Raw genomic sequence first — 21,234 nt, forward strand, 5'->3', positions numbered from 1 at the left:
GCTTCGTGTTTGTGAACCTTCTGTAGCGTCCTCACATACCGTATAGAAAGACGATGTTTACGGAACGAGTAAGCCCATAAGCGGCTCTCGGATAAGGGAGGGTTAACAATGCGTCTTGAGCGTTTAAATGTGGATAAATTTAAGGTGTTTCTTACGTTTGATGATATGCAAGAGCGGGGGATTACGAAAGAAGATTTATGGCAGGATGTTCCGAAAGTACATGATTTATTTCGAGATATGATGCTTGAAGCTGATGATGAGCTTGGGTTTAAAGTAGATGGACCTATTGCCGTTGAAGTATATGCTATGCCAGCACAAGGAATGGTGATCATTGTGTCAAAAGGATTACCAGATGAAGACTTTGACATAGAAGGATTTGAAGAAGGCTACATCGAGATGCAAGTAACCTTAGATGAGAGTGATGACATCTTTTACACATTTAGAGAGTTTGAAGATGTAATTGGGTTAGCTTCTCGTCTCTATCCTTTTGGGGTTATTGGAGGTCGTCTCTATTCCTTTGAAGGCCGTTATTTTATGAAATTTGAAGATATTGATTTGAATGATAAAGATGAGGAAGCGTTCATCGCTTTATTGTCAGAGTTTGGCCATTCATCTACCGTGTCTTTTCATAGAGCTGCAGAATATGGCAAATGTTTGATGGATCATGAAGCGATCTATCAGCTTTATCACACGTTTATAAAGCGCTAAAAACTGGTGACAATAGGTCATCAGTTTTTTCTTTCTGTAATTTGTAGTTTCAAAGAGCGGGGTTAAGTGTATTATGGTACAATAACCGAGACTAGTTCCGAATACTAAGTAGGCGAATATACTAGTGGTACATAATGTGTAGTAGGAGTTGAGCCATATGAAAATTGCTGTCTTATACGGAGGAATTTCAGCAGAGAGAGAAGTATCGTTGTCATCAGGAAAAGGAATCATTAAGGCGTTAGAAGCTAATGGACACGACGTTGTAGGTATTGATTTTCATCCTGATAGATTAGAAGAATTATTAGCACTTGACGTCGATTTAGTCTATATTGGGCTTCATGGTCGATATGGAGAGGATGGCAAGGTGCAGGCATTACTAGATATGTTAAATATCAAATACGTGGGCTCTGGAGTTGCTGGATCTGCTCTCGCAATGGATAAAGCAAAGTCGAAATTATTTTTTGAGCGTGAAGGAACAAGAGTGGCTAAACAACATGTTTTATATAAGCACTCTTATGATAAGCAAGCAACTAAAATCGAGATTCCATATCCGATCGTTGTAAAACCGAACCAAGAAGGGTCTACGATTGGGATCACATTTGCTGAAAATGAAGAAGAATTATTTAACGGAATTGAGGCAGCGTTTGAACTTGATGAGACAGTTTTACTAGAAGAGTTCATTAAAGGCAGAGAAGTAACCGTTGCAGTAATGGGTAATAAAGGTAAAGAGAAAGCTCTTCCTGTTGTCGAAATCGTTCCCAAAAATAAATATTATGACTATGAAGCAAAGTATGCTGTTGGTATGAGTGAACATATTGTTCCGGCTCGTCTGACGGATGAACAAACTACTTATGTAAAAAAGCATGCAGTTCTTGCACATCAATCATTAGGTTGTGACATTTATTCGCGTGTTGATTTTATCATTCCGGATGATGGTGGAGACCCAGTAATTTTAGAAGTCAATACATTACCTGGTATGACACCTACAAGCTTGTATCCAGACGCTGCGCGTGAAATTGGATTGTCCTACGATCAAATGATTGAAACATTTATACAACTATCATTGAATAAGTAATATTAGAAACAGACTGGTTGCTTAAATCAGTCTGTTTACTTTATGGCTATCTGGGTAATAATTAGTATGAATAGTTTGAATAGGACGGAAATACAACTTATCTTGTTTTTTTTACTGAAAAGGTGGAAAAATGAGAGCTCTTTCATTATAGTTAGTAGTGATGAAAGATGCCGCAGTTAGATGCGGATTATAATAAAACATCGAACACTGGCTAGAGGTGAAACAGATGGAAGGTAATGGTAAGCAAGCTGAAAATTTAGATGTGCTTGTTTCAACGCAGAAAGTAATTAAGAAGGCTTTGGACAAGCTTGGTTATCCGGACGAAATGTTTGAATTAATGAAAGAGCCAATCCGTATGTTGACCGTACGAATCCCGATTAAGATGGATGATGGTTCTACAAAAATCTTCACAGGTTTCCGTGCGCAACACAATGATGCTGTCGGACCTACAAAAGGTGGAGTTCGATTCCATCCAAATGTAACCGAAAAAGAAGTGAAAGCGTTATCTATCTGGATGAGTTTGAAGGCTGGTATTGTTGACCTTCCTTATGGTGGAGGGAAAGGCGGTATTATTTGTGACCCGCGCGATATGTCTTTCCGCGAATTAGAACGCTTAAGTCGTGGTTACGTTCGTGCAATCAGTCAAATTGTTGGACCTACTAAAGATATTCCAGCACCAGATGTCTTCACGAATTCTCAGATTATGGCTTGGATGTTAGATGAATATAGTCGTATTCGCGAATTTGACTCTCCAGGATTTATTACAGGGAAGCCACTTGTACTAGGGGGCTCACACGGACGTGAATCTGCTACAGCTAAAGGGGTAACGATTTGTATCCGTGAAGCTGCTAAGAAAAAAGGAATCGACATTGAAGGTGCAAAAGTGGTTATCCAAGGTTTCGGAAATGCAGGTAGTTTCCTTGCTAAATTCATGCATGATGCCGGTGCCATAGTTGTAGGAATTAGTGATGCTAACGGCGCACTTCATGATCCAGAAGGTTTAGACATTGATTATTTACTTGATCGTCGTGATAGTTTTGGAACCGTGACAAACCTTTTCAAAGAGACGATTTCAAACCAGGAATTGTTAGAACTTGATTGTGATATTTTAGTACCTGCTGCAATTGAAAATCAGATTACAGAAGAAAATGCTGACCGCATTAAAGCATCGATTGTAGTTGAAGCTGCTAATGGTCCAACTACAATGGAAGCAACTCGTATTTTATCTGAGAGAGATATTCTACTCGTTCCAGATGTATTGGCTAGTGCTGGTGGAGTAACCGTTTCTTACTTTGAGTGGGTTCAAAATAATCAAGGTTATTACTGGACGGAAGAAGAAGTAGAAGGCAAATTAGAAAATGTAATGGTGGGCTCGTTTGAGAACATTTATAATTTATCTAAAAGCCGTAAAGTAGATATGCGTCTTGCAGCTTACATGATTGGTGTGCGTAAAATGGCTGAAGCCTCTCGTTTCCGTGGCTGGGTTTAATTTGCTATACTATTAGTAAGTACGATCTTACCCTTGTGTCATTGATGCAAGGGTTTTATTTTTATGTAAAGCACGTGAGGTGAATGTAGATTGAAAAAAGAAGATATCATTATAATTGGTGCCGGGCCATGCGGACTTTCAACAGCAATCGCATGCCAAAATAAGGGCTACAACCCGTTAGTCATTGAAAAAGGAAATATCGTACATGCGATCTATCGTTATCCTACTCATCAAACGTTCTTTAGTACGAGTGAAAAGCTTGAAATAGGTGATGTAGCATTTGTCACAGAGGAGCGTAAACCAAGGCGTAATCAAGCGCTCGTTTATTACAGAGATGTGGTGAAACGTAAGGATATTCGTGTTCATACGTATGAAGAAGTTAGAAGTGCAACCAAACAACCCGATGGTCGCTTTCAAGTTAAAACATCTAAGGGCGAATACGAATGCAGTCAAATCGTTATTGCTACAGGATATTATGATAGTCCGAATAAAATGAATGTTCCAGGAGAAGAGCAAGATCATGTGTATCATTATTTCAAAGAGGCTCACCCTTTCTTTGACCTAGATGTTGTAGTTATAGGTGGAAAGAATTCGGCCATTGATGCTGCGCTTGAATTAGAGAAAGCAGGGGCACGTGTAACAGCGTTGTATAGAGGTCAGGACTATTCAAGCAGCGTAAAACCATGGATTTTACCGGAATATGATTCCTTAGTGCGAAATGGTAAGATTTCTTTGTCTTTTAATGCAGATGTACAAGAAATAGAAGAAAAAGAAGTCATATACACAGTTAATGGAGAAGAGTTTACTGCGAAAGCCGACGCTGTTTTTGCGATGACGGGCTACCATCCTGATCATTCTTTTCTAACGACTATTGGAGTATCAGTTGATGATCAAACTGGAAGACCAGCTTTTAATGAGGAAACGATGGAAACAAACATTGAGGGTGTATATATTGCTGGGGTCATTGCTGCCGGTAATAATGCAAATGAGATTTTTATTGAGAATGGTCGATTCCATGGACCTCTCATTGCTGAAAACATAACAGAAAAAGATCAAGCAGAAGCAAAAAAGCCCTAATTTTAGGGCTTTTTTTGTAGTTAATGGAGTTAATTCCTTAAGTCAAAAATAAAGTCTGTAATTGATCATTATCGTTTGTTTTCTCAAGTGCTACCATCAATTTCAATCTTGCTTTTTGACCATTTAAGCCATTGGTAAATATTACGCCGAGCTCTTTAAGTGTACGGCCTCCACCATCATATGCATAAGTATCTTGAACGATTCCGCTAAAACAACGAGATACCAATACTACAGGGATACCCCTATTAATAAGTCGATCTAATGCAGGCATGATGGTTGGAGGGACATTACCTTGGCCAAAAGCTTCAATCACTAACCCGTGTATGGATGTTTCAGAGATGGCATCAATTGTAGTGGCATCCATACCTGTGTATGTCTTTAACAAGACCACTCGTTTTTCTAATGAAGTGATAGCGTAGCAATCTCTTTTCGCAGGTGTATGGTGAAAATTAACACCCCGTTTTGTAACAATTCCAATAGGCCCATATTGAGGGCTTTGGAATGTAGCAATGTTAGAGCTATGCGTTTTTGTGACGTTTTTAGCTGTATGGATTTCATCATTTAAAACGACTAGAACACCCTTGCCATATGCGTCTTCACTAGCTGCTGTTTTAACCGCTGATATTAAGTTATGAGGTCCATCAGAACCTAATTCATTACTAGAACGCATCGCTCCTGTAACGATTACAGGATTATTGATATCCAGTATCAGATCAAGCAGATAAGCCGTCTCTTCAAGTGTGTCTGTACCGTGCGTTACGACAATGCCATCCAATTGTTCAGATTCCACTCTTTCCTTTAATCGATGTGCTAAGTTGACCATTAAAGAAGGGGTCATATGTGGAGATGGGATATTCAGGTAATCGTCAACCACAACGGAGGCGATGCTTGAAAGGGATTCGATTGTGGAATATAATGGATTTACTAGATTAGGGGTTACAGCGCCATGTTCATCTTCTTGCATTGCGATTGTACCGCCAGTATGTAAAACAAGAATTTTTTTCATCTTCATTGCTCCTTTATTTCATACTATTACATCCATCGAATAAAATCTTCTTTGATGTTATGATCGTATTTTAACATATTTTTCATACCTCACTCACCATGTGAATTATTTTACTTGAATGAAAAATCAATGTGTGCACAGGATAAGAAAGGTAGGCTTTAAATTGTTTGCCATATTGACAGCCGCGATCGCACCAGCAATGGCGTTATTATCATATTTTTATTTGAGAAATGATTATGAATCAACCGTAAATGCCTTAGTTTTTCGAACCTTTATTATTGGACTTATCCTTGTTTTTCCTGTTATGGTATTGCAGTACGCATTTACCGTAGAGGGCTTTTTTGAAAGAGATTTACTTAAGGCTTTTGTCTTATATGGGTTTTTTGAAGAATTCTTTAAATGGTTTATGCTTTATTTTTTTGCTTATCAATATGGGCAGATGACACGGAGATATGATGGAATTGTCTATGGCGTATCTTTATCTCTTGGATTTGCATCAATGGAAAATGTATTTTACATGCTTGCTCATGGACTCGAAACTGCTGTAGCTCGGGCTTTATTACCTGTATCCAGTCATGCACTATATGGAGTCATAATGGGTTATTATATTGGACGAGCAAAAATGGAAGCATCAAAACGAAAGTGGTTTTTAATGCTTTCTTTAGTAACTCCTGTTGTATTACATGGGTTATATGACTTTATTTTACTGACGTTTGGTATGTATTTTCTGATTGGTTTAGTGCCATTTATGATTGGACTTTGGATCTTGGCTCTAAATAAGGTAAAATGGGCTAATAAGCTTGATCATTAAATTTGAAAGGGGAATGAAAGATGGTCGGAGAACGTTATCGTATAGTCATTCGTTGCCCGAAGTGCGGAGAGAAGTATATTTTGCGTGGCAAACAGAATGATGAAGGGGAATATGAAACAGGATTTAAGCAATGTGTGTGTGGAAATAATGATGATTTGAAAGTTGACGCAACCCCTGAATCTTAAAAAAGACTTGCAAAATCTTTTGAATTGTTGTAATTTTAGTTCAACGTAAAAAGTTTATTTCGAAATTTCATAAAACATATAATTCTTATCAAGAGAGACGGAGGGAATGGCCCGAAGAAGTCTCAGCAACCAGCCTTTTTGAAGAGGTCAGGTGCTAATTCCATCAAGCGTAGGCTTGAAAGATAAGAAGAAGCCAATGAGTGAATGGACACCTTCTTCTTATTTTATAAGTTGAGGTGTCTTTTTATTTAGGTACTGGTATTAGGAGGAGAGAACATGACAAAAGAGAAACATGCAACTGACGTCGTTCAAATTGGGAATAGAGGAAAAGAACATACAGGTACAGTTAATACGCCTATCTATTTATCAACAGCATACAGACATACAGGTATTGGGGAATCAACAGGATATGATTATGCTAGAACGGGTAACCCAACACGTGAAGTGGTGGAACAAGCTATTGCCTCTCTTGAAGAAGGAGATCGTGGATTTGCTTGTAGCTCTGGGATGGCTGCCATTCAAACTGTCTTTTCTTTATTTGAAATGGGAGATGAGATTTTAGCTACAAAAGACCTTTATGGTGGAACGTATCGCTTGTTTGAAGAAGGTTGGAAGCGTTGGGGATTAACATTTTCTTATGTAGACCCAAGAGAGCTCGACCTTGTTGAGGATGCAATCAATGAAAAGACTAAAGCTATTTTTATAGAAACACCTACTAATCCTTTGATGCAAGAAGCCTGTATCCGCTCTTTAGCTGATATTTGTAAAAAGCATCAAATTTTATTAATTGTAGACAATACTTTCTACACGCCGTTAATCCAGCAGCCTATTGTAGAGGGCGCGGACATTGTAGTTCATAGCGCTTCTAAGTATTTAGGTGGACATAATGATGTCATTGCTGGTCTTGTGGTCGCAAAAGGCAAAGAGCTCTCAGAGAGAATTGGCTACTACCATAACGGGATTGGAGCAACGCTTAGTGCATTTGATTCTTGGTTATTAATTCGGGGGATGAAAACACTTGCGCTTAGAATGGAAAAACACGAGCAAAATGCGAAGGAAATCGTCCGTTATTTACAAAAAAGTGAATGTGTAACGGATGTGTTATACCCAGGTCGAGGGGGAATGGTCTCATTTAGAATTCAGGATGAACAATGGGTCAATCCGTTTTTACAGCAGTTGAAACTGATCTCTTTTGCCGAAAGTTTAGGGGGCGTAGAGAGTTTAATGACGTATCCTGCTACACAAACACATGCCGATATTCCAGAAGAGGTTCGAGTTCAAAATGGCGTATGTAATCGATTGTTACGATTCTCTGTGGGGATCGAAAGAGCTGAAGATCTCCTTGAAGACTTAGAGCAAGCATTTCTTTATGTGGCAAAGAATAAAGTGACTCAATCAAGAGGGGTGTAACGATGACGTTTCTTGAACGATTAAAAACAGAAGTATTAGTTGGAGACGGAGCTATGGGTACACTCCTCTATGAACAAGGTGTTTCTCAATGTTTTGAGGAGCTAAATCTATCTGATCCTAAAAGAATAATAGATGCCCATAACCAATATGTCGCTGCCGGTTCAACCATTATTCAAACGAACACTTATGCAGCCAATCGACTTAAGCTGGAAAAACACGGGCTTGAAGATAAAGTAGAAATCATTAATAGAGAAGCAGTAAAGTTAGCACGCAAGGCAACAACTAAAGGTGAACATTTCATTGTCGGAACAGTCGGTGGATTGCAGAACTTACACCAGGAAGATTGGTCCCTAGAAGAAGTGAAAAATGCCCTTGATGAGCAACTTGAAATTTTGTTAGATGAAGAAATAGATGGAATTTTATTAGAGACTTTCTATAATTTAGATGAAATTATCCTGGCGATTCAATTAGTAAGGAATAGGTCGGATCTCCCTGTGATCGCCAATGTATCTTTAGGTGAAATAGGTGTTTTACATGGGGGGGTAACACTGAAGAATGCCATTGGCGAGATGGTGAAGAAAGGAGCAAATATCGTAGGGATCAATTGTCGTATGGGTCCTAGTCATATGTTGCGATCACTTGAAGATCTTCCTCTTCCTGAAGGGGCATATTTATCCGTTTATCCCAATGCAAGCTTACCTGAATATCAGGATGGCAGGCTGTTCTATCATTCAAATCCAGATTATTTTGAAAGTATGGGTGAACAGTTTGTTAATCAAGGAGTGAGGTTACTCGGAGGTTGCTGCGGGACAACACCGGAACATATTAAAGCTTTTGCCACAGTTACAAAAAGACGTAAACCAGTACAGGAGAAGTGGGTCACTTCTTCGTTGGAGCACCCGAATTCAGTCATTGAATTTAAACGTAAGGATAAGACCTTACCGGAATTAGTAAAGCAAAGAAATTCAGTTATTGTAGAACTTGATCCGCCAAAAAAATTAAATACCGATACTTTTATTAAAGGAGCTAAAGCTCTTAAGCAGGCAGGGGTAGATGCAGTAACCCTAGCGGATAATTCGCTTGCCTCTCCAAGAATTGATAACATGGCCCTCGCATCAAAAATAAAGGAGGATGTTCGACCGCTTGTACATGTAACATGTCGCGATCGAAATTTGATTGGGTTGCAATCTCATTTAATGGGTCTTGATGCTTTAGGAATTAATGATGTGCTTGCTGTAACTGGAGATCCAACAAAAGTGGGTGATTTTCCAGGAGCCACATCCGTATATGATGTTACCTCTTTTCAATTGATTTCTCTTATGAAACAACTAAATGAAGGGATTTCATTCTCAGGTAAAGATCTCGGTCAAAAGGCTAATTTCTCGATTGGGGCAGCTTGTAACCCTAATGTCCGTCATGTAGACAAAGCAGTAGGACGAATGGAGAAAAAAATAGATAGTGGCGCAGATTTTTTTATGACACAGCCAATGTATAGCGAAGAGCAAATTGAAGCGTTTTATCATGAAACAAAACATCTTGATACACCGATTTATCTTGGTATTATGCCGTTAATAAGTTCAAGGAACGCAGAATTTCTTCATAATGAAGTACCAGGTATCAAGTTAACTGATTCCATTCGTCAGTCAATGGCTGATTGTGAGGACCCTAAACTTGCACAAGCAGAAGGAATTAAGATTGCCAAATCATTAATTGATACTGCTACGGAATTTTTTAACGGAATTTATCTTATCACCCCATTTTTACGCTACGGTATTACAGTGGAATTAACGACTTATATTGAGCAGAAAACAGCTACTGAAATTATCAAATAATTGAACCATATTGGATGGACGGAAAAAAGGAGAGTTATCATGCCAAAATCATTATTAGAACAACAACTTGAAGAGAGAATCCTTGTTTTAGATGGAGCAATGGGTACGATGCTTCAACAGGCAAATCTTACGGCAGAAGATTTTGGCGGGGAAGAGTATGAAGGTTGTAATGAGTACTTGAATGAAACGGCTCCACATGTAATCGAGAAAATACATCGTGATTATTTTGCTGCAGGTGCAGATATTGTTGAAACGAATACATTCGGCGCTACTGATATTGTGTTGGATGATTATGACCTAGGCTTCAAAGCAGAAGAGTTAAATCGTGTCGCAGTTGAAATTGCTAAAAAAGTAGCGAGCGATTTTTCAACACCAGAACGCCCTCGATTTGTTGCTGGGGCAATGGGGCCAACGACTAAATCACTTTCCGTTACAGGTGGGACTACATTTGAAGCCCTCATCAATTCTTATCATGAACAAGCAAGAGGGTTGCTTGTGGGTGGTGCTGATTTATTATTGCTTGAAACGAGTCAAGACATGCGCAATGTCAAAGCTGCATACGTGGGAATCGAACGGGCATTTGCTGAATTAAGTGTAGAAGTTCCAATTATGGTATCGGGAACGATTGAACCGATGGGAACAACACTTGCGGGTCAAACGATTGAAGCATTTTATTTATCTTTGGAACATATGAAACCAACGGTTGTCGGTTTAAACTGTGCAACAGGTCCAGAATTTATGCGTGACCATATTCGTTCGCTTTCAGAACTCTCGGAAACGTATGTAAGTTGCTACCCCAATGCAGGCTTACCAGATGAAGAAGGACATTACCATGAGTCTCCAAGCTCGCTATCAAAAAAATTAATGGGCTTTGCTGAAAAAGGTTGGTTAAATATTGTAGGTGGTTGTTGTGGTACAACCCCTGAGCATATTAGTGCAATGGTTGAGGCGGTAAAGGGACATGCGCCAAGGCCTCTAAAAAAGAATAATGTACATGCTGTATCTGGAATTGAACCACTTGTTTATGATGATAGTATGCGACCGTTATTTGTTGGAGAAAGAACAAATGTGATTGGCTCAAGAAAATTCAAGAGGTTGATTGCTGAAGGTAAATATGAAGAAGCATCAGAGATTGCACGTGCTCAAGTGAAGCGTGGAGCTCATGTCATTGATATCTGTTTAGCAGATCCAGATCGTGAAGAGATTGACGATATTGAAGATTTTTTAACTCATGTTGTTAATAAAGTAAAAGTGCCCTTGATGATTGATTCAACAGATGAGGCAGTGATTGAAAAGGCTCTTACTTATTCACAAGGAAAGGCTATTATTAACTCCATTAACTTAGAAGATGGGGAAGAGCGCTTTGAGGCGATCGTGCCATTAATAAAACGGTACGGTGCAGCGGTTGTTGTAGGTACTATTGATGAAGAAGGAATGGCGGTATCAGCCGAGAGAAAGGTAGAAGTAGCAAAGCGTTCCTATGATTTGCTCGTAGGTAAATATGGTTTAAAACCAACTGATATTATTTTTGACCCACTAGTGTTCCCTGTAGGAACAGGGGATGAGCAATATATTGGATCGGCAGAAGCAACTGTTGAAGGAATTAAAAAAATAAAAGAAGCATTGCCTGATTGTTTGACGATTCTTGGTGTTAGTAATGTCTCGTTTGGGTTACCTCCTGTTGGACGAGAAGTATTAAATGCAGTGTACTTATATCACTGTACACAAGCTGGCTTAGATTATGCTATTGTAAACACTGAGAAATTAGAGAGGTATGCTTCCATTCCAGAAGCAGAAAAAGAAATGGCTAAAACGTTACTATTCAAAACAACTGATGAATCGCTTGCAGAATTCACGGCTTTTTATAGAGGGAAAAAGCAAGAAAAGAAAATTGAAGCTTCTTCTATGACATTAGAAGAACGTCTCGCTTCGTATGTAGTTGAGGGAACGAAAGAAGGCCTTTATAAAGATTTAGACGAAGCGCTGCAATCTTTTAGTGATCCATTAGAGATTATTAATGGGCCACTTATGGTTGGCATGGATGAGGTAGGACGACTTTTTAATAATAATGAATTAATTGTTGCGGAAGTCTTACAAAGTGCAGAAGTAATGAAAGCGTCGGTTGCTTACCTTGAGCCTTATATGGAGAAAAAAGCAGATGATAATGGAAAGGGGAAGATCCTCTTAGCGACGGTGAAAGGCGATGTGCATGACATTGGTAAAAACCTTGTTGAAATCATTTTAGGAAATAATGGCTTCAAGATTGTCAACCTTGGAATAAAAGTTACTTCTAATGAATTAATTGAAGCAATCAAAAAAGAGAACCCGAAAGCGGTCGGTTTATCGGGTCTATTAGTAAAATCAGCTCAACAGATGGTTTTGACTGCTCAAGATATGCGTCAACAAAACATTTCTATACCAATCTTGGTCGGAGGGGCTGCTCTTACTCGTAAATTCACAGATACAAAGATTGCTGCTGAGTATGAGGGCCTTGTCCTCTATGCGAAGGATGCAATGAATGGGCTTGAGCTTGCTAATAAGTTAGTAAAACCAGAAGATCAAGAAAAGTTAACTGTCGAGCTTCAAGAAAAACGAAATCAAAAAGAACAAGCCAGAGTAGAAAGGAAATCGTCTGTTCAAGTTCTTGAAAAGCCGGTTCGTTCCAAAGTAGCACTCGATAGTCCCTTATTTATACCAGAGGACCTAAACGAGCACATTTTAAGGGATTATGATCTCAGTCATCTAGAACCATATGTGAATTTGCAAATGTTGCTTGGAAAACATCTTGGATTGCAAGGGAAGGTGAGCCGTCTACTTGAAGAGGGGGATAAACGAGCTCTTGATTTAAAAGAAAAAGTAGATGAGTTGTTTAAGCGAATTAAAACAGAAGGAATTATAAAAGCGAACGGAATGTATCGATTCTTTCCTGCCCAAGCCGATGGTGATGATGTCATCATCTATGATCCGCAAGATCGAAAAACAGTTATTAATCGATTTACTTTTCCAAGACAAAATCATGAACCGTTCTTATGTTTAGCTGATTACTTACGTCCTGTTGAAAGTGGAGAAATGGATTATGTAGGCTTTTTAGCTGTAACAGCAGGGAATGGCGTACGTAATTTAGCTGAAGAAGCTAAAGAAAACGGTGATTATTTATTTAGTCATCTTATTCAAGCCGCAGCGCTTGAAATTGCAGAAGGTTTTGCAGAGCGTGTTCATCAACTTATGAGGGATAAATGGGGGTTTCCTGATCCGACTGACTTTACAATGTCAGAACGTTTTGCTGCTAAATATCAAGGAGTGAGAGTTTCTTATGGTTATCCAGCATGCCCGAATTTAGAAGACCAAGAAAAATTATTCTCACTACTTTCACCAGAAAAAATTGGTATTCAGTTGACGGATGGGTTTATGATGGAGCCTGAAGCTTCTGTAACAGCAATGGTATTCGCTCATCCTGAAGGCAGGTATTTTAACGTGTTAGCTTAAAAATTTGATAGACATAAGAATGCCTACTCTTTCCATGGAGTAGGCATTTTTTTCGTGAAGAGCATTATAATTGGTCATTTTGTACAGGATTTTAAGTTTGACATGAATAGAACAATTAAAGAAATGTAATCAAATTCGTATAAAAATTGGGTGTGTACAAACAATACGTTTACAAGTAGTGAGATTTATGAACTCACTTCAAAAAATGATTGAGGACATAAGGAGGGTACTTACAACATGAAGAGTCATCTGTTCATATCGAAACTTACTCTTGCTCTCATTATGGTTTGTGCAGTAGCTGTAGTGGCGCAGTCAACACCCACTCATGCATTCACAGATCAAGTGATTCAACAAGGAGCAACAGGTGATGACGTGGTAGAACTTCAAGCGCGTCTACAGTATATTGGGTTTTATAATGGGAAAATTGATGGAGTCTATGGTTGGGGCACATATTGGGCCGTTAGAAATTATCAATATGAATTTGGATTAGATATTGATGGATTAGTTGGTCCTGAAATGAAAGATAAGTTAGCTAAATCAACTGAGTATAACGAACAATTTGTTCAACGTGCATTAAATGAAGGTCGGAAGTTTACTCATTACGGAGGGACCCCCAAAAAAGTACAGCAAGGTCCTAAAGGTAGTCGAAATAAACAAAAAGGTGGAGAGCAAGCCGGGCAACAGCCTGCTCCTGCTAAGGGTGATCAACCAGCACCGACACCAGAGCAAGGTCAAGCAGGAGAGCAGCCAACACCAGCACCCGAAGGCGGTCAACCTCAACCAGGTGGAGAGTCGCCAGCTCCAGAAACGCCAGAACAAGCGCCAGTCCCTGATGAAGAGGCACCGGTAGATCAAAATAACGATGCTGATATTGAAAAAGCTACTAATGTGCCGCCTGGTTATTCAGACAATGATCTGCAATTAATGGCTCAAGCTGTTTATGGTGAAGCTAGAGGAGAGCCTTATGTAGGTCAAGTTGCCGTGGCAGCCGTCATTATTAACCGTATTAACAGTCCGACTTTTCCTAATACCGTTTCAGGAGTTGTTTTTGAACCAAGAGCGTTTACAGCAGTAGCTGATGGACAAATTTGGATGGCTCCAGATGAAACTGCTAGACGTGCTGTGCTAGATGCTTTAAATGGTCAGGATCCGACCGGTAATGCAATTTACTATTTTAACCCGGATACAGCTACATCAGGTTGGATTTGGACTAGACCACAAATCAAGAAAATTGGTAAGCATATCTTCTGTCATTAATTTTTGGAGGTGATAAAAATGTTGCGTAACATAATTATTGGGCTACTAGCTGTTGCAGTAATTGCACTAGGTTACTGGGGTTTTCAAGAACAAGAACAAAAACAAGTACTTTCAATAAATGCGGAAAACAATTATCAGCGTGCTTTTCATGATTTGACGTTTCATTTAGATCAAATCGAAGACGAATTAGGAACGACGCTGGCAATGAACACTCGCCGTCAACTAACACCAGCGTTAGCTGAAGTGTGGCGGATCACAAGCCTTGCTCAAGCAGAACTAGGCCAACTACCTTTAAATTCTTTACAGCTAGGGAAAACGGAAGAGTTCCTTTATAAAATTGGGAAGTTCTCTTATCGAACCTCTATTCGTGATTTAGATAAAGAACCACTAACAGATGAAGAATATCAAACATTACAAACACTTTACGACCATTCACACGATATTCGAGAAGAAATGCGAGAAGCGCAAGCTTACGTTTTAAAGAATAATCAAAAATGGTTAGATATTGATAAGGAATTGCAAGCGACTACGGAAGATGAGCCATCGGATAATTTAGTCATTAATAACTTTGAAGTGATGAACAAGAACGTCGAAGGGTACAGTGAAGTGGAGTGGGGCGCAGGTCTTGCTTCAATAGAAGATTTGAACGGGGAAATGAAGCGCGCGTTAGCGGGCGGCAAGAAGTTTTCAAAGGAAGAAGCAAAAGATGTTGCAAGAAAGTACCTTGATTTAAATGAAAATGCAGCTGTACATGTTGCAGACACAGGATCAGGGCTTGAGTACCCTGCTTACAGTTTAGTGATTGATGATCCAGATCATGAGGCTCATTATTATATGGATATGAGTGTAGAAGGTGGACACCCGATCTGGTTCTTGCAAGAACGTCAGATTCGTGATCAGAATATAAGCTTAAAAGAAGCTTCTGATGTCGCGCAAGCGTTTTTAGAGGAGAACGGTAAAGAAGGTATGCAATTGATTGAAAGTAAACAATATGATTCAATCGGGCTGTTTCAATTTGTATACTTGCAAGATAATGTACGAGTCTATACCGATTCCATTATGGTAGAAGTCGCATTAGATGATGGAAATGTGATTAGTTATGAAGCGAAGGATTATCTGATTAACCACCAAGAACGCTCTATTGATGAGCCGGCGGTTTCGTTAGAAGAAGCAGAAAAAAGTGTGAATCCAAAAGTAGCGATTATGGAAGATCACCTAGCATTAATTGAAAATGAACTAGGCGATGAAGTATTATGTTATGAGTTTTTCGGAACGATAAATGATGATACGTATCGAATCTTTATTAATGCAGATGATGGCCAAGAGGAAAAAGTGGATCGTTTAGAGCGAGCAGAAAGAGTTTATGATTTTTCATAAAAAATTTGACAGAAGAAGCAGCTAATGCTTCTTCTTTTTTTTGTTACGTGAGATAATGAGTAAAAATATATAGGACTATTTTAGTTGTATGTAGTTGCAGGAGGGAATGCAATGATTGCGATTGGAACAACAATGCAAATAGAAATGGAAGATCATACAGATGAAAAAAAAACAAAAAAGCTGCGCTGCCGTTTAGTAGATAAGTCAAAAGGATATCTTGTGATTGATTATCCAATTAACGTTGAAACAGAGAAGCCTAGCTTTATTCTAGATGGGACGAAATTAAAGGCTTCTTTTATATCAGAAAGTTCAACCGTTTATGAATTTCAAACTGAAGTAATGGGTCGAGAAAAAAGAAATATACCGGTTTTACTATTAAAGGATCCAGGTAAAGAAAAGTATTATCGTATTCAGCGTCGAAATTATGTACGAGTTGAGGCGACTACAGATGTTGCGGTACACCCAGTTGGCGATCGTCTTCCTGCATTTACGACAGTTTCTGTAGATATTAGTGGGGGTGGTTGTGCGATTTTGATCCCTAAGGGTACAGTACTTCCGATTCAAGCTGAAGTAGATATAACGATGGTATTACCGATGCAAAAGACTGAACAAAAGTTTGTAAGAGCTCGTTGTAAGGTGATAAGAACCTATCAATCGAGGCCTGAAGCAAAAATGAGAGCCTCTTTACAATTTATAGATCTAGACCAAAAAGACCAGGACCAAATTGTAAGATATTGTTTTGAACGTCAAGTGATTTTAAGGCGTCAAAAACGTGATTAAGATTAAGAGAGCAAGTATTAGACCGACCTTAGTGAGTGTGATATGATTATTGTATATAAATAGTAAAAAGTTTTAAGTATTATTGCTTATTAAGTTTGTTGGAAGATGTATGAGGTGTGGGAAAATGATGAAATTGATGAACATTGCAATTGATGGACCTGCAGGGGCAGGAAAGAGTACTGTCGCAAAGCTAGTGGCTGAGCAACTTCAGTTTTTGTATATAGACACTGGAGCGATGTATAGAGCGCTTACTTACGCAGCATTGACACAAAACGTGAATCTTGAAAATGAGGATGAATTAGATTCTTTACTTGAAGGAATTCAAATTGATCTGAGGCATACAGAAAGTGGCGTCTTAGTGTATGTGGATGAAAATGATGTAACTGAGTTGATTCGAACAGATGAGGTGAACAAGCATGTGTCACTTGTAGCAAGTCATCCATCCGTTCGAATTGAAATGGTAGAGCGTCAACGAATTCTTGCTACTGGTTCGAATGCGGTTTTAGATGGTAGAGATATTGGGACATATGTACTCCCACAAGCTGATTTAAAAGTTTTCTTAACCGCATCAGTTGAAGAGCGTGCAAGAAGAAGGCACGAGGAGCAAGTGAAAAGAGGATTTCCATCTGAATTTGAGGAATTAAAAAAAGATATTGCCAGACGCGATGAGTTAGATTCAACTAGAGAGTTTGCTCCATTAAAAAAGGCCGATGACGCGATTGAGATTGATTCTACTTCGTTGACTATTGCAGAAGTCGTAAAATCAATTATTGATTTAGCGAAGGAGCGTGCTTCTTAATGGGCTTATATCAACTTGGCCAGCGTATTAGCAGACTGTATCTTTCAAGTAAGTATAAAGTTGAGATTATTGGTGAAGAAAATATTCCAACTGATGGTGGCGTTTTATTATGTTCAAATCATATTAGCAACTTAGACCCACCTTTACTTGGAGCTTATATTAAACGCCCGATTCATTACATGGCAAAGCAGGAGCTATTCGAAAAACCGATTCTAAAGTCATTGTTGCCTAAATTAGGTGCTTTTCCTGTACGTAGAGGGATGAGCGACAAGCAAGCTTTGCGTAAGGGTATTGAGTATCTTAAGCAGGGTGAAATGCTAGGTTTGTTTCCGGAGGGTACTAGAAGCAAAGATGGCAAACTTGGAAAAGGGCTTGCTGGAGCTGGTTTCTTTGCACTTCGAACGGATGCGGTCGTTATGCCATGTGCAATTGTGGGTCCTTATGAAAAAGGGGAACCCTTAAAATTAATATATGGGAAACCAATAAATTTTGAAGAAATAAGAAAAGAAAAACCAACAGCTGATCAAGCAACTCAACTGATTATGGATGAGATTGGTAAGTTAATTGAAGCTCATTCATCTCTAATGTAGGTAGAAATTTCTCACGCTTTGTGAGAGTTCAAATTATACATTACGTTTACATACCGCTACAAAGCGGAGATTGAAGGAGGCAAAAGTCAATGGGTGAAGAAATGAACAATGAACTAGCAGAATTGAAATCATTAACTGTAGGAGATGTTGTTACAGGTAAGGTAACGAAAGTTGAAGAAAAACAAGCATTAGTTGATGTAGGTTTTAAAGTTGAAGGCCTTGTGCCAATCAGCGAGCTTTCAAGTTTACACGTTGAAAAAGTAAGTGATGTCCTTTCTGTTGACGATGAATTGGAAATGAAAATTCTTAAACTAGAGGACGATGAGCTTATCCTATCAAAACGTGCTGTACAAGCTGAAAAAGCGTGGGAGCAATTACGTAAACAACAAGAGTCAGGGGAAATCATAAAAGCTGAAGTGGCCGAAGTTGTTAAAGGTGGACTAGTGGTTGATGTTGGCGTAAGAGGGTTCATTCCTGCTTCGCTTGTTGAACGTCACTTTGTCGAAGATTTTTCTGATTACAAAGGTCGTGAGCTCCGTTTAAAAGTTGAGGAATTAGATCAGGAAAACAATAAACTAATTTTATCTCAACGTGCTGTACTTGACGAAGAATTACAAGAAAAAAAGAAGTCAATCCTGCAATCTTTACAACCAGGTGATACGGTAGAAGGCACTGTCCAACGTTTGACTAGCTTCGGTGCATTCGTTGACGTTGGTGGGGTAGATGGGCTTGTCCATATTTCTCAATTAGCTCATCATCGTGTTGAATCGCCTTCTGAGATTGTAAAAGAAGGAGAGCAAGTGAAAGTCAAAGTTCTTTCAGTTGACCCAGATAGCGAACGTGTATCGTTATCAATCAAAGAAACACAACCTGGACCATGGGAAGAAGTGGCTGGTGAAATTTCAACAGGTGATGTAATTGAAGGAACGGTTAGGAGACTAGTTTCTTTTGGTGCGTTTGTTGAGGTAGCTCCAGGAGTAGAAGGTCTTGTACACATTTCTCAAATTGCAAACCGTCATATAGGAACGCCTTCTGAAGTTCTTTCTGAAGGGGAGAAAGTGGAAGCGAAAGTCCTTGATGTAAATCTTAATGAAAAACGTATTTCATTAAGCATCCGTGAGCTTCACAAAGAAGATACGCATGATCAAGATTATCAAGAGTATGAAGCGAAACGAACTGATGAGCCTAGTGGTTTTTCCCTTGGAGATATGATTGGAGATCAATTAAAGAAGTATAAATAATGATAGATGAGGTGGTAAGAGCATGAGCCGTGCAGCTAGAAAACTAGATCATATTCATCATGCCTTATCAACAGGGCAATCACAAACTCATGGTTTTGAAGACATTCGTTTTGTGCACAATAGTATTCCTGAATTAAGTGTCAATGACGTGGATTTAACTTCTAAAATCGGTGAACTTAAATTAAGTTCACCGATTTTTATCAATGCCATGACCGGTGGTGGTGGTGATGATACTCGATCAATTAATCAACAATTAGCTGAAGTAGCACAAGAGTGTGGTATTGGAATGGCAGTAGGTTCTCAAATGGCTGCAATCCGAAATACTGAAGAAAGAAAAAGCTATGAAGTAGTAAGAGAAATGCACCCAAATGGGATAATCTTCGCTAACTTAGGCAGTGAAGCAACAGCTGACCAAGCAAAGGATGCCATTGACATGTTAGAGGCATCGGCCCTGCAGATACATGTGAATGTGATTCAAGAACTCGTGATGCCTGAAGGGGATCGAGATTTCACTAATACTTTAAAGCGAATTGAAGAGATTAACCGTGAAATTGATGTTCCTCTTATTGTAAAAGAAGTTGGGTATGGCATGAATAAGAATACAGCCGGACAATTAGAGAGTGTCGGAGTAAAAATTGTGGATGTTGGCGGATTCGGAGGGACGAATTTTTCCAAAATAGAAAATGAACGACGGGTCCGAAAGTTACGATATTTTGATGATTGGGGCATTGAAACGACAAGCTCTATTATTGAAGTAACTAAAGGAGATCAAAACCTTTCTATTATTTCTTCTGGAGGTCTGCAATCTGCTTTAGATATTACAAAGTCGATTGCCTTAGGAGCAAGTGCTACAGGATTTGCAGGTTACTTTCTTAAAATTCTGATGGGAAGTGGGCAACAAGCTCTTATCGATGAGATTAATGAAATGCATGAAGACCTTAAAATGTTAATGACTGCTCTAAATAGTAAAACATTGAATCAATTACAAGGTGTCCCCCTAGTGATTAGCGGGAAAACCCGTGATTGGTGCGAACAAAGAGGTATTAAACTTGATCGTTATACTCAACGCTAAAAGGTTGAATGGGGAAAAGGTTCCTCACTCAACCTTTTTTATGCTTTTTTTATGGTCGTTGATTAGCTCTTGCTTCGTCTGGACTTTGAAGTTTAGTTGCACCTTTATTCGTTAAGCTTTGATCTCGATCAGATTCTACTTTATGTGATTCTCTTAATTTACGCTCTTGACGGTCTTTACCCATTTTTACTACCTCCTTTCTTTGTTGAATGGTTAGTATCTCCATGTCGTTATTTTTGTATGTATCATGATGTTTACTTTTAAGAGAAGCGTCGATACTAAGAAGAATGGGGAGGTGGTTTATAAATGGATGGGGTTTATTTTTACTGGGTAGGATGGATTTATCTTTGTCTAATCACATTTTTTTGGCCGAAAAATAGTCGAAGAACCGTTGTCGCCATATTTATGTTTACTTTATTAATTGTTAGTCCAAAATTTGTAACGGTTCAATCAATACAAGTAAGTTTAGGATATGTTTTTATGATTGGCGTTTTTTATGGGTATCTCACTCAAATGAAGACAAGGAGCCTCTTGTATATTTTGCCGACATCATTAATCGTAGCAGCGAGTTATGCTTCCTTTCAACTTGTATCAATCTATGATCCCGTTGTTCATTTAATTGACGGACGTTTTATGTCTATGGCTATCGTTGTAACCCTATCATGTATCATGACAACAAAATGGTCGTTACGATTACTAATTGCTATCTTAGGATTATTACATGGAGAGCTTCTTTATGGTCTAACCGTTTCACAAACATTTATGGTGTATTCATTTGGAGAATTTTATTTGTTAGATGTTATGGCTCTTACCTCAGCGCTCATTGGAAGTGGTTGGTACTTACATCATCTATCGTCTATTGTACATGCATGGTCGAAAAGGAGGAATTCACACCATTTATCGGATGAATTATACTTAACGAAAGATTGATTGTCGAGTAAGTCTCGACAATCTTCATTAGTTTTAGTAGAATAAATAGGTTGCAGGTAGCAAACAAGTTCAAAAATGCTTCCTCAAATACAGGTTTTACCCAATTTAT

19 protein-coding genes and 1 riboswitch are annotated in these 21,234 nt (G+C 38.8%); of the genes, 17 read left to right on the plus strand and 2 right to left on the minus strand.

Going from position 1 to position 21,234, the window contains the following annotated elements; all coding sequences use genetic code 11:
• Positions 1-108: 108 nt before the first annotated feature.
• The 4 genes from RYX56_RS03460 (at position 109) to RYX56_RS03475 (ending at position 4,349) form a co-directional block, all read left to right on the plus strand.
• On the plus strand, positions 109-708 hold the full coding sequence (locus RYX56_RS03460; protein WP_317120737.1) for a genetic competence negative regulator: 600 nt from the start codon (positions 109-111) through the stop codon (positions 706-708).
• A 157-nt stretch (positions 709-865) separates the two neighbouring features.
• Positions 866-1,783 (plus strand): D-alanine--D-alanine ligase family protein, encoded by a 918-nt coding sequence (locus RYX56_RS03465; protein ID WP_317120738.1) that lies wholly within the window; start codon positions 866-868, stop codon positions 1,781-1,783.
• Between the two features lie 226 nt (positions 1,784-2,009).
• On the plus strand, positions 2,010-3,272 hold the full coding sequence (locus tag RYX56_RS03470) for a Glu/Leu/Phe/Val family dehydrogenase (protein WP_317120739.1): 1,263 nt from the start codon (positions 2,010-2,012) through the stop codon (positions 3,270-3,272).
• A 90-nt stretch (positions 3,273-3,362) separates the two neighbouring features.
• A complete protein-coding gene (locus tag RYX56_RS03475) occupies positions 3,363-4,349 on the plus strand; it encodes a YpdA family putative bacillithiol disulfide reductase (RefSeq protein ID WP_317120740.1) in 987 nt (328 codons plus the stop codon).
• Between the two features lie 37 nt (positions 4,350-4,386).
• Here the strand turns inward: RYX56_RS03475 and RYX56_RS03480 are convergent, their stop codons facing one another.
• On the minus strand, positions 4,387-5,355 hold the full coding sequence (locus RYX56_RS03480; protein WP_317120741.1) for an asparaginase: 969 nt from the start codon (positions 5,353-5,355) through the stop codon (positions 4,387-4,389).
• Between the two features lie 163 nt (positions 5,356-5,518).
• On the opposite strand from RYX56_RS03480, the gene prsW reads away from it, so the two are divergent.
• The 12 genes from prsW (at position 5,519) to fni (ending at position 20,195) form a co-directional block, all read left to right on the plus strand.
• Positions 5,519-6,166, plus strand: a complete 648-nt coding sequence (gene prsW / locus RYX56_RS03485) for a glutamic-type intramembrane protease PrsW (RefSeq protein ID WP_317120742.1) — start codon at positions 5,519-5,521, stop codon at positions 6,164-6,166.
• Between the two features lie 20 nt (positions 6,167-6,186).
• On the plus strand, positions 6,187-6,351 hold the full coding sequence (locus tag RYX56_RS03490) for a hypothetical protein (RefSeq protein ID WP_317120743.1): 165 nt from the start codon (positions 6,187-6,189) through the stop codon (positions 6,349-6,351).
• An 82-nt stretch (positions 6,352-6,433) separates the two neighbouring features.
• A riboswitch (SAM riboswitch) is annotated at positions 6,434-6,540 on the plus strand.
• 87 nt (positions 6,541-6,627) lie between these two features.
• Positions 6,628-7,761 carry a methionine biosynthesis PLP-dependent protein gene (locus RYX56_RS03495; RefSeq protein WP_317120744.1) on the plus strand — a complete coding sequence of 378 codons (1,134 nt, stop codon included), beginning with the start codon at positions 6,628-6,630 and terminating at the stop codon, positions 7,759-7,761.
• A gap of 2 nt (positions 7,762-7,763) precedes the next feature.
• On the plus strand, positions 7,764-9,593 hold the full coding sequence (locus tag RYX56_RS03500; RefSeq protein WP_317120745.1) for a bifunctional homocysteine S-methyltransferase/methylenetetrahydrofolate reductase: 1,830 nt from the start codon (positions 7,764-7,766) through the stop codon (positions 9,591-9,593).
• Positions 9,594-9,632: 39 nt separating this feature from the next.
• The gene (metH, locus tag RYX56_RS03505) at positions 9,633-13,079 is read left to right on the plus strand and encodes a methionine synthase (RefSeq protein ID WP_317120746.1); all 3,447 of its coding nucleotides are present in this window, start codon (positions 9,633-9,635) and stop codon (positions 13,077-13,079) included.
• A gap of 237 nt (positions 13,080-13,316) precedes the next feature.
• Positions 13,317-14,336, plus strand: coding sequence for a cell wall hydrolase (locus tag RYX56_RS03510; protein WP_317120747.1), 1,020 nt, complete (start codon positions 13,317-13,319; stop codon positions 14,334-14,336).
• Positions 14,337-14,354: 18 nt separating this feature from the next.
• Complete coding sequence (gene ypeB / locus RYX56_RS03515; RefSeq protein WP_317120748.1) at positions 14,355-15,713, plus strand: germination protein YpeB; 1,359 nt, start codon at positions 14,355-14,357, stop codon at positions 15,711-15,713.
• A gap of 111 nt (positions 15,714-15,824) precedes the next feature.
• Positions 15,825-16,493 carry a flagellar brake protein gene (locus RYX56_RS03520; protein WP_317120749.1) on the plus strand — a complete coding sequence of 223 codons (669 nt, stop codon included), beginning with the start codon at positions 15,825-15,827 and terminating at the stop codon, positions 16,491-16,493.
• 124 nt (positions 16,494-16,617) lie between these two features.
• Complete coding sequence (gene cmk, locus RYX56_RS03525; protein WP_317120750.1) at positions 16,618-17,292, plus strand: (d)CMP kinase; 675 nt, start codon at positions 16,618-16,620, stop codon at positions 17,290-17,292.
• On the plus strand, positions 17,292-17,882 hold the full coding sequence (locus RYX56_RS03530) for a lysophospholipid acyltransferase family protein (protein WP_317120751.1): 591 nt from the start codon (positions 17,292-17,294) through the stop codon (positions 17,880-17,882). The genes cmk and RYX56_RS03530 overlap by 1 nt, the downstream gene beginning before the upstream one ends.
• Positions 17,883-17,971: 89 nt before the next feature.
• Positions 17,972-19,123 (plus strand): 30S ribosomal protein S1, encoded by a 1,152-nt coding sequence (gene rpsA / locus RYX56_RS03535; RefSeq protein ID WP_317120752.1) that lies wholly within the window; start codon positions 17,972-17,974, stop codon positions 19,121-19,123.
• Between the two features lie 22 nt (positions 19,124-19,145).
• On the plus strand, positions 19,146-20,195 hold the full coding sequence (fni, locus tag RYX56_RS03540; protein ID WP_317120753.1) for a type 2 isopentenyl-diphosphate Delta-isomerase: 1,050 nt from the start codon (positions 19,146-19,148) through the stop codon (positions 20,193-20,195).
• 49 nt (positions 20,196-20,244) lie between these two features.
• Here the strand turns inward: fni and RYX56_RS03545 are convergent, their stop codons facing one another.
• A complete protein-coding gene (locus tag RYX56_RS03545) occupies positions 20,245-20,379 on the minus strand; it encodes a YpzI family protein (protein ID WP_317120754.1) in 135 nt (44 codons plus the stop codon).
• A gap of 122 nt (positions 20,380-20,501) precedes the next feature.
• Between RYX56_RS03545 and RYX56_RS03550 the strand changes: the two genes are divergently transcribed.
• On the plus strand, positions 20,502-21,125 hold the full coding sequence (locus RYX56_RS03550) for a YphA family membrane protein (RefSeq protein ID WP_317120755.1): 624 nt from the start codon (positions 20,502-20,504) through the stop codon (positions 21,123-21,125).
• Positions 21,126-21,234 lie beyond the last annotated feature (109 nt).

The organism is Alkalihalophilus lindianensis, from assembly GCF_032843265.1.
Classification (GTDB): domain Bacteria; phylum Bacillota; class Bacilli; order Bacillales; family Bacillaceae_D; genus Alkalihalophilus; species Alkalihalophilus lindianensis.